We start from the raw sequence: 9,117 nt of genomic DNA, 5'->3' as shown, positions 1-9,117 counted from the left end.
CGCTGTTGAGTTCTCAAGGAACGGTCGCTTCCTTCGTACTCACCCTCTCGGGCTTTCCTCCGGGCTTCCCTTCGTGTTTCCGACTCTATCAGATCCTTTCGGCTCTGATTCCCGGTCGGCGGGATTTGCCTCGGGGCTTTCGGCTTTCGCCTCGGCCCTTTCGACATTCACTACGTTAGCTCATTCCCTGCGGGGCTCATAATCGAGTCCCGCGGATTCGAATTCGGGCGCGCGAACGCGTCGAGAACGACCCCGGTGAAGGGGTTGGGCTAGGTAGTGGGTTGGCCGCTCCGGCTGCTGGCGATCGCCGTACCCGGTTCAGCGGCTTGGGATACGTTACGCACCTTCGGGGGTCGAGTCAACTTCGCCTGCGCCGGGGGACGTGGGCGCGGTACGGGCTCACCGTCGGATCGTCGGCCACCCAGTAGCGCCAGGGGTGGATGTCGCCGTTGCCGCCCTCGCCGGCGACCCCGGTGCGCGGACCGCTCCGTACCTGTTCGGCGGGGACGGGAGTGCCGGTCAGGATGCGCAGCGGAGACTCGCCGGAGGTGCAGGCGTCCGTGCCGTCCAGCGCGCGGTCGACCTCCAGCGCGGTGGCGAGCCGGGCCGGGCCCTTGGCCAGTTCCTTGTCGTTGCGGGCGGAGGGCCGGCGCTTGCGGGCCAGCTCCGCGCCCTCGACGACCTCGCCGGCTCGCAGCAGGACGGCGCTCGCCTTGCCCTCGGGACCGCAGACCAGGTTCATGCAGTGCCACATGCCGTAGGTGAAGTAGACGTACACATGTCCGGGTTCCCCGAACATCACCGCGTTGCGTGCGGTGCGGCCGCGGTAGGCGTGGGAGCCGGGGTCGTTCGGGCCGTCGTACGCCTCGACTTCGGTGAGGCGTACCGAGATCGGGCCGTCGGGTGTCGTGCGGACCAGGATGCGGCCGAGGAGGTCGGGGGCGACCTCGAGGACCGGGCGGTCGAAGAAGTTCCTGGGCAGTGGCTTACGGTCCGGGGGCGCGATCATGCCCTCCGAGGGTAGTGCACCGGGGTGGCCCGTTCGGGGCACGGCCGAGCGGAACCGGCTGAGGGGCTGATCGCGTTTGTAGGGGCGAGGTCCGTACGTAAAGGGAGAGTCAATGGCGTTCAAGAAGCTGCTCGCGAGCCTCGGAGCCGGCGGTGCCTCGGTCGAGACGGTGCTGACCGAGGTGAATGTCGTACCGGGTGGCGTGGTCCAGGGCGAGGTGCGGATCCAGGGCGGTTCCGTGAACCAGGCCGTCGAGGGGCTGTCCGTCGGCCTCCAGGCACGGGTCGAGGTCGAGCGCGGCGACGAGGAGTACAAGCAGGACATCGAGTTCGCCAAGGTGCGGCTCGGCGGCGCCTTCGAGCTTCAGGCCGGTGCCGTGCACGCGGTGCCATTCGGTCTGGAGGTCCCCTGGGAGACGCCGGTGACGATGATCGACGGCCAGGAGCTGCGCGGAATGCACATCGGGGTGACGACCGAGCTGGCGATCGCCCGCGCCGTCGACTCCGGCGACCTCGACCCGGTCAACGTGCACCCGCTGCCGGCACAGCAGGCGATCCTCGACGCGTTCATCGAGCTGGGCTTCCGTTTCAAGAACGCCGACATGGAGCGCGGGCACATCCGGGGTACCCGGCAGCGGCTGCCGTTCTACCAGGAGATCGAGTTCTACCCGCCGTCGCAGTACCGGGGTCTGAACCAGGTCGAGCTGAGCTTCGTGGCCGACGAGCACGCCATGGACGTCGTCCTGGAGATGGACAAGAAGGCGGGCCTGTTCAGCGAGGGCTCCGACACCTACCGCTCCTTCCAGGTGGGCCACCACGACTGGCAGGGGACCGATTGGGCGGCGTACCTGAACCAGTGGCTGTCCGAGGTCGGCAGCCGGCGCAACTGGTTCTAGGCTCGCCCTGTTCTTTCCGGAACACCGATCAGGAGGTACCAAGGTGACCGAGCTCAAGAGGCGACCGCTCCCCCATGACTTCCACCCGCCGGTGCCGTCGTTCACGGTGACCAGCACGGACGTCGAGGAGGGCGCCACGCTGAAGGGCGCTCAGGTCTACGCGGACGGGAACACCTCGCCTCACCTGCGGTGGGAGGGCTTCCCGCCGGAGACCAAGAGCTTCGCCGTGACCTGCTACGACCCGGACGCGCCGACCGGCAGCGGGTTCTGGCACTGGGTCCTGTTCGACATTCCGGCCTCGGTGACGGAGCTGCCCGCGGGTGCGGGGAGCGGCTCGTTCGAAGGCCTGCCGGAGGGCGCCGTGCACGCGCGCAACGACTACGGGACGCGGGACTTCGGCGGCGCCGCGCCGCCGCCCGGCGACGGCCCGCACCGTTATGTGTTCACGGTGTACGCGGTGGACCAGGAGAAGCTGGGTCCGGACGCGGACGCCTCGCCCGCCTTCGTGGGGTTCAACCTGCGGTTCCACACGATCGCGCGGGCGCAGCTCATCGGCGAGTACGAGAACACGGAGCAGGGCTGAGTCCCCGTCTCCTTTCAGCCAAGCGTTCATTGAACGTTTGCCCGCCTCCGGTCTTGGAAGTGATCGGGGGCGGGCATTTTTTATTGCGTTGTCCATCTCGGCGCGCCCGTCCAGAGTTGATCCGAGCCCGCCGGGGGGTGGGCAGGTGCGCACGGGAGGTGGGCTGGATGCGGGACACGCTGGTGCTGAACGCGAGCTTCGAGCCGCTGTCTACGGTGACTCTGAACCGAGCCGTGGTCCTGGTGCTCCAGGACAAGGCGGTGGTCGAGCAGGCCCATCCCGAGCTGCGGATGCGCGGAGCCGATGTGGACATACCCGCGCCTCGGGTGATCAGGCTGTGCAGATATGTACGGGTGCCGTTCCGAAGACAAGCCCCGTGGTCACGGCGGGGGGTGCTGGTGCGGGACCGGCACCGGTGCGTGTACTGCGGGCGCCGGGCGACGACGGTGGACCATGTGGTGCCGCGGGCGCAGGGCGGGCAGGACACGTGGCTGAATACGGTGGCGGCGTGTGCGGAGGACAATCACCGCAAAGCGGACCGGACGCCGGAGGAGGCGGGGATGACGTTGTTGCGGGCGCCGTTCGAGCCGACGCCGGCCGATGCGATGCTCTTGGCTTTGCGGCAGGACGACTTGGACGGGCTTCCCGAGTGGCTCGCCAGGGATGCGGCCTGAGCGTCTGCCCGGTTCTGTCTGCTGGCGGGTGCGGGTTGACGTTGGGTTGATCGCGCAGTTCCCCGCGCCCCCGGAGGGGCGCGGGAGGAACCCTGCGTCGGAAAGTGGCCCTCAGTCGATGCTCGGCTTTTCGCGGCGTTCCGTCGCGGGGCCCTTGTTCTGGGCGGGGAGGGTGGCGCCGCTGTTGCCGCCGTTGCCGCCGCCGCCCAGGGGGCCGAAGTTGCCCATGGCGCCGGAGAGGCCCTTGAGGGCGTCGCCGATCTCGCTGGGGACGATCCAGAGCTTGTTGGCGTCGCCCTCGGCGATCTTCGGAAGCATCTGGAGGTACTGGTAGGACAGCAGCTTCTGGTCCGGGTCGCCGGCGTGGATCGCCTCGAAGACCGTGCGCACGGCCTGGGCCTCGCCCTCGGCGCGCAGCGCGGCGGCCTTGGCCTCGCCCTCGGCGCGCAGGATCTGGGACTGCTTCTCGCCCTCGGCCGTGAGGATCGCGGCCTGCCGGGTGCCCTCCGCGGTGAGGATCGCGGCGCGCTTGTCACGGTCGGCGCGCATCTGCTTCTCCATCGAGTCCTGGATGGAGGTGGGCGGCTCGATGGCCTTCAGTTCCACGCGGTTGACGCGGATGCCCCACTTGCCCGTGGCCTCGTCCAGGACGCCGCGCAGGGCGGCGTTGATCTCCTCGCGGGAGGTCAGGGTGCGCTCCAGGTCCATGCCGCCGATGATGTTGCGCAGCGTGGTGACGGTGAGCTGCTCGATCGCCTGGATGTAGCTGGCTACCTCGTAGGTGGCCGCGCGGGCGTCGGTCACCTGGTAGTAGATGACGGTGTCGATGTTGACGACCAGGTTGTCCTGGGTGATCACCGGCTGGGGCGGGAACGGTACGACCTGTTCGCGCAGGTCGATGCGGTTGCGGATGGTGTCTATGAACGGGACGACGATGTTCAGGCCCGCGTTCAGGGTCCGCGTGTAGCGGCCGAAGCGCTCGACGATGGCCGCGCTGGCCTGTGGGATGACCTGGATGGTCTTGATCAGGGCGATGAAGACCAACACCACCAGAATGATCAGGACGATGATGACCGGTTCCATCGTGTTCCCCGTACCCCTCTCCGCCTGTTCAAAGGATCTTGCCCGTCGAGTCTGACAGACTCCGGCCCAACTCGGGGGCAGGATGGCTCAGATGACGATCGCGGTGGCTCCTTCGATGTCCACGACGTCCACCTCCTGGCCCGCCTCGTAGGCCCGGTCGGTGTCCAGGGCGCGGGCCGACCAGATCTCCCCGGCGAGCTTGACGCGGCCGCCGGAACCGTCGACCCGTTCGAGTACGACGGCCTGCTTGCCCTTCAACGCCTCGACGCCGCTGGCGAACTGCGGGCGCTGCCTGCTGTGCCGGTTCGCGATGGGCCGTACGACGGCGATGAGCGCGACGGAGACGACGAGGAACGCGATCACCTGGACGACGACGCCGAAGCCGAGGGCCGCAACGACCGCGGCCGCGACGGCTCCCACCGCGAACATGCCGAACTCGGGCATGGCGGTGACGACGAGCGGGATTCCGAGCGCGGCCGCGCCGACGAGCCACCACACCCATGCGTCGATGTCGTTCACGTGGTCATCGTAGGGCCACGATCGGGCGGCGGACAGGGCGCGTTGAGGGACCCGGCGGGTTTGCGCGGGGGGCCGGGCGGGGGTGGGGCGGCGGCCGGCCGGGGCCGCCGGGTCAGGACAGCGGCAGGCCGTGGGCCGTCCAGCGGTCGCCGACCTGCTCGACCACGAGCGGGAGGCCGAAGCAGCGGGAGAGGTTGCGGGAGGTCAGCTCCAGCTCGATCGGGCCGGCGGTGAGGACCTTGCCCTGACGGATCATCAGGACGTGGGAGAAGCCGGGGGCGATCTCCTCGACGTGGTGGGTGACCATGATCATCGAGGGGGCGATGGGATCGCGGGCGAGCCGGCCGAGGCGGCGGACCAGGTCCTCGCGGCCGCCGAGGTCGAGGCCGGCGGCGGGCTCGTCAAGGAGCAGCAGCTCGGGGTCGCTCATCAGGGCGCGGGCGATGAGGGTGCGCTTGCGCTCGCCCTCGGAGAGGGTGCCGAAGCGGCGGTCGAGGTAGTCGCTCATGCCGAGGCGGTCGAGGAAGGCGCGGGCGCGCTGCTCGTCCACGTCCTCGTACTCCTCCTTCCAGGCGGCGGTCATGCCGTAGGCGGCGGTGAGGACCGTCTGGAGGACCGTCTGGCGCTTGGGGAGCTTCTCGGCGAGGGCGATGCCGGCCACGCCGACGCGGGGGCGCAGCTCGAAGACGTCGGTGCCGGGCTTGCCCAGGGTCTCGCCGAGGATGGTGACGGAGCCCTTGGTGGGGTACAGGTAGCTGGAGGCGACGTTCAGGAGGGTGGTCTTGCCGGCGCCGTTGGGGCCGAGGATGACCCAGCGTTCGCCCTCCTTCACCGACCAGGAGACCTGGTCCACCAGAGCCCGGCCCTCGCGGACCACGGATACGTCCTGAAGCTCCAGAACATCGCTCATGAGCGCGTTGTCTCCCCTTGCAGTGTGGCCGGTCTCGGCTGTCGCGTACGCCTGTGGCGCGGTCCGCCGCGCCGGTGGGCACGGCCCCTATGAAATCTACGCCACCAGTGCGCCGGTCCATTCCATCGGTCCGGTCCTTAGGGTGGGGGCATGCTCACGGAACCGCGTTCAGGACGCCTTGCCGCATGGGGAAATGCCCTTTTGGCCGGACTTGTCTCTCCGGATGACGCAGCGCTCGCCATTGTGGGTGAGGACACGGTCCACCGGGTGGCGGGGCTGCCCGGCGAGGCCGCGCCGGTGGGTCTCACGCTCGCGCTGGGGCGGCTGCGGACGCTGGGCGCGACGGGGCTGCGGGTGGCGCTGCCGGCGCCCGGTCATCCGCTGGGGCTGAGCGGACCGCCGGAGTTCAACGCGCGGGCGCTGGAGGCGCAGGAGGCGGCGGTCTGCTTCGGCACCGCGTTCGGGCTGGTGCCGGAGGTCTACGAGGCCGGGCCCGCGGGTGATGTGCATGTCGAGGTGGTCTGGCACGCCCTGCCGGTCCGCGAGGCGCCGCCCGCGGACGTGCCGTCCCTGGGCGAGGCGGAGCGTGAGCTGGCGGAGGCCCTGCGCGACGCGACGGCGATGCTCGCCCGGCTCGACGTGGCCGCCTCCGGTCCGGTGGCCGAGGCGGCGATCGACGCGTACCGGGCGCGGGCGGAGGCCGGCCGCGAGGTGCTGGCGCCTGGCTATCCGCCCCGCGCGGCCCGCGTGCTGGAGCTGGCGCAGCGGATCGCCCTGCTGATCTCCCTCGCGCACGACCATGGCCACGGTGCCGCGGTGACCGCCTCGGAGATGGCGGCGCGCACCGAGGCGCTGCGCCCGGTGGAGCGGACGGCCCGGCGGGCGCAGGTGGCGGCGTACAACTCGATGGTGGAGGAGCGGGAGCGGGGGGCGCGCTGACCTGCGGGGCCGGGCGGCGAGCCAGGGGCCCGGCGGCGAGGCAGGGCGCGGACAACTGAGGGCGCTGATCGGCGGGGCCCGGCGGAGGGACGGGAGCGCGGGCAATGGGACGGGCCCCCCGGTGGTTCCGGGGGGCCCGAGCCGCGATCGGGATGCCTCAGTGGTTGAGGCCGGTGTTGCCGAAGGCCGGGTTCAGCACGCCGATGACGTCGACGCTGTCGCCGGTCACGTTCACCGGGACGTGGACCGGCGCCTGGATGGCGTTGCCCGAGACGACGCCCGGGGAGTTCACGGCCGCGCCGCCCGCCTCGCTCTGGGCGGAGGCCAGGCCGGCACCGGCGGCCAGCAGGCCACCGGCCACCATCGTCACGGCCGCTGCCTTCTTCAGGTTCTTCACTTTCAAACCCCTCTTGGACGTTCACCACGGCGGTTCTCCGTGGCACGCACTGGAGAACGGCGGAGATCGCCGGGGGATGCGCCATCCGGGTGACATTCCCACGACGGTATGAATCTCAGTCCGCAACGGGGCGTCTGGGGGGAACCGGGGTTCGGCGTCCGTACGGGCGTTTCAGCCGGCCACTCCGTGCCGTACGGCCCACAGCGCGGCCTGTGTGCGGTCGGCGAGGTCGAGCTTCATCAGGATGTTGGAGACGTGCGTCTTGACGGTCTTCTCCGACAGGACCAGCGCACGGGCGATCTCCCGGTTGGAGCGGCCGTCCGCGATCAGGCCGAGCACCTCGCGCTCCCGTTCGGTGAGCGAATTGCCCCGGCCCTGACCGGAGTTGGCCTCCTCCTGGGACAGCAGCGCGCCCGCCACCTCGGGCTGGAGCAGGATGTGCCCGGCGTGCACGGAGCGGATGGCGCCGGCCAGGGCGTCGGGGTCCACGTCCTTGTAGACGTATCCGGCGGCGCCCGCGCGCAGGGCCGGTACGACCGTGCGCTGCTCGGTGAAGCTGGTGACGATCAGCACCCGCGCGGGGTTGCCGAGTTCGCGCAGTCTGCGCAGGGCGTCGATGCCGTCCATGCCCGGCATCTTGACGTCCATGAGGACGACGTCCGGCCGCAGTTCCTCGGCGCGGGCCACTCCCTCCGCGCCGTCGGCGGCCTCGCCGACGACGGCTATGTCCTCCTGCACCTCCAGGAAGGTGCGCAGGCCCCGGCGGACGACCTGGTGGTCGTCGACGAGCAGCACCTTGATGGGCTCAGCCACCGGGAACCTCCATCTCGATCGTGGTGCCCTTGCCGGGCGCCGATTCCACGGTCAGGGTGCCGCCGACCCCGCTGGCCCGGTCCCGCATCGAGACCAGTCCGAGGTGCCGCCCGGCGCGGCCCACCGCGGCCGGGTCGAAGCCGCCGCCGTCGTCGCTGACCCGCAGCACCGCTCCGGGGCCGCGCCGCTCCACGCGCACGTCGACGTGGTCCGCGTCCGCGTGGCGCAGCGCGTTGTGCAGGGCCTCCTGGGCGACCCGGAGCACGGCCTCCTCCTGGGCGGCGGGCAGTGCGCGGTAGCCGGTGCCGGTGAAGGTGACGCGGGCGGTGTGGGCGCGGTCGAGGACCTGGATCTGGGTGCGCAGGGTGGCGATCAGTCCGTCCTCGTCCAGCGCGGCGGGCCGCAACTCCACGACGGCGGCGCGCAGTTCGTCGGCGGCCTCGGCGGCGAGCGCGGCGACCTGGTGGAGTTCGTCCTTGGCACGGGCCGGGTCGCGGTCGACGAGGGCGGCGGCGGCCTGGGCGGTCAGGCGCAGCGAGAACAGCTTCTGGCTGACCGCGTCGTGGAGTTCATGGGCGAGGCGGGAGCGCTCCTCGGCGATGGTGAGTTCGCGGCTGCGCTCGTAGAGGCGGGCGTTGGTGAGGGCGATCGCGGCGTGCTGGGCGAGGAGGGCGAGCAGCTCCTCATCCTCCTGGGTGAAGCCGCAACTGCCTTCTTCTCTGACGCAGTTCTTGTTCGCGAGGAACAGCGCACCGATGGTCTCGTCGCCGTCGCGGATGGGCAGCCCGAGGAAGTCGACGAGGTCGGGGTGGGCGTCCGGCCAGCCCTCGAAGCGGGGGTCCTTGCGCACATCGGCGAGGCGTACGGGGCGGGCCTCGTGCAGCATCGCGGCGAGGATGCCGTGCTGGCGGGGCAGCGGGCCGATCGCCTTCCACTGGGCGTCGCTGACGCCGTCCACCACGAACTGTGCGAAGCCGCCGTGGTCGTCGGGGACGCCGAGGGCGGCGTACTGCGCGTCGAGGAGTTCGCGGGCGGAGGCGACGATCGTCTTCAGGACGTCGCGCATCTCCAGATGCCTGCTCATGGCCAGCAACGCGGAACTCACCGCGGCGAGGCCGGACCGGGGGCGGTGGCTCATGTCCTCACGGTACCGGCGGGGTGTGACAGCGCGGATCGGGCCGCCGGCGGCCCGGCACCGTCCGCTGGTCCTTGAGGCCTCTCTTTCGGATCTTGTCTGGGTCGCGGGGTCTGGCACGCACATCTGCGGCGTTGTCGTCACTCGCCGACGCTCCGCG

11 protein-coding genes are annotated in these 9,117 nt (G+C 70.8%); 4 read left to right on the top strand and 7 right to left on the bottom strand.

Annotated elements, in window-relative coordinates:
* Nucleotides 1-358: 358 nt before the first annotated feature.
* Nucleotides 359-1,009 carry a DNA-3-methyladenine glycosylase gene (locus AC069R_RS22475; RefSeq protein ID WP_478768578.1) on the bottom strand — a complete coding sequence of 217 codons (651 nt, stop codon included), beginning with the start codon at nucleotides 1,007-1,009 and terminating at the stop codon, nucleotides 359-361.
* A 112-nt stretch (nucleotides 1,010-1,121) separates the two neighbouring features.
* Here AC069R_RS22475 and AC069R_RS22470 point away from each other — a divergent pair, with 112 nt between their 5' ends.
* The 3 genes from AC069R_RS22470 to AC069R_RS22460 all read left to right on the top strand — a co-directional run bounded on the left by AC069R_RS22470 (nucleotide 1,122) and on the right by AC069R_RS22460 (nucleotide 3,161).
* Nucleotides 1,122-1,904: a sporulation protein gene (locus AC069R_RS22470; protein ID WP_478768577.1), complete on the top strand. Its 783-nt coding sequence runs from the start codon at nucleotides 1,122-1,124 to the stop codon at nucleotides 1,902-1,904.
* Between the two features lie 43 nt (nucleotides 1,905-1,947).
* A complete protein-coding gene (locus tag AC069R_RS22465) occupies nucleotides 1,948-2,487 on the top strand; it encodes a YbhB/YbcL family Raf kinase inhibitor-like protein (protein WP_478768576.1) in 540 nt (179 codons plus the stop codon).
* A 167-nt stretch (nucleotides 2,488-2,654) separates the two neighbouring features.
* The gene (locus AC069R_RS22460; RefSeq protein WP_478768575.1) at nucleotides 2,655-3,161 is read left to right on the top strand and encodes an HNH endonuclease; all 507 of its coding nucleotides are present in this window, start codon (nucleotides 2,655-2,657) and stop codon (nucleotides 3,159-3,161) included.
* A gap of 111 nt (nucleotides 3,162-3,272) precedes the next feature.
* Here AC069R_RS22460 and AC069R_RS22455 read toward each other — a convergent pair whose 3' ends face one another.
* From AC069R_RS22455 to AC069R_RS22445, 3 genes are all read right to left on the bottom strand, one after another.
* Nucleotides 3,273-4,244: an SPFH domain-containing protein gene (locus AC069R_RS22455; protein WP_478768574.1), complete on the bottom strand. Its 972-nt coding sequence runs from the start codon at nucleotides 4,242-4,244 to the stop codon at nucleotides 3,273-3,275.
* Nucleotides 4,245-4,331: 87 nt separating this feature from the next.
* Complete coding sequence (locus AC069R_RS22450; RefSeq protein WP_478768573.1) at nucleotides 4,332-4,763, bottom strand: NfeD family protein; 432 nt, start codon at nucleotides 4,761-4,763, stop codon at nucleotides 4,332-4,334.
* Between the two features lie 112 nt (nucleotides 4,764-4,875).
* Nucleotides 4,876-5,673, bottom strand: coding sequence for an ABC transporter ATP-binding protein (locus AC069R_RS22445; protein WP_478768572.1), 798 nt, complete (start codon nucleotides 5,671-5,673; stop codon nucleotides 4,876-4,878).
* A gap of 150 nt (nucleotides 5,674-5,823) precedes the next feature.
* Here AC069R_RS22445 and AC069R_RS22440 point away from each other — a divergent pair, with 150 nt between their 5' ends.
* Nucleotides 5,824-6,612 (top strand): hypothetical protein, encoded by a 789-nt coding sequence (locus AC069R_RS22440; protein ID WP_478768571.1) that lies wholly within the window; start codon nucleotides 5,824-5,826, stop codon nucleotides 6,610-6,612.
* A gap of 157 nt (nucleotides 6,613-6,769) precedes the next feature.
* Here the strand turns inward: AC069R_RS22440 and AC069R_RS22435 are convergent, their stop codons facing one another.
* The 3 genes from AC069R_RS22435 to AC069R_RS22425 all read right to left on the bottom strand — a co-directional run bounded on the left by AC069R_RS22435 (nucleotide 6,770) and on the right by AC069R_RS22425 (nucleotide 8,960).
* Nucleotides 6,770-7,009 (bottom strand): chaplin, encoded by a 240-nt coding sequence (locus AC069R_RS22435; RefSeq protein WP_471067433.1) that lies wholly within the window; start codon nucleotides 7,007-7,009, stop codon nucleotides 6,770-6,772.
* Nucleotides 7,010-7,180: 171 nt separating this feature from the next.
* Nucleotides 7,181-7,822 (bottom strand): response regulator, encoded by a 642-nt coding sequence (locus tag AC069R_RS22430; RefSeq protein ID WP_478768570.1) that lies wholly within the window; start codon nucleotides 7,820-7,822, stop codon nucleotides 7,181-7,183.
* Entirely contained in the window at nucleotides 7,815-8,960 is a 1,146-nt protein-coding gene (locus AC069R_RS22425) for a GAF domain-containing sensor histidine kinase (protein ID WP_478768569.1), read from the bottom strand. Before AC069R_RS22425 ends, AC069R_RS22430 begins: the two co-directional genes overlap by 8 nt.
* Nucleotides 8,961-9,117 lie beyond the last annotated feature (157 nt).

The sequence above is a fragment of the Streptomyces sp. NPDC043952 genome, assembly GCF_056435325.1.
Note: the sequence above shows the minus strand (reverse complement) of the source record. Positions and strands in the feature narration are given on the sequence as shown.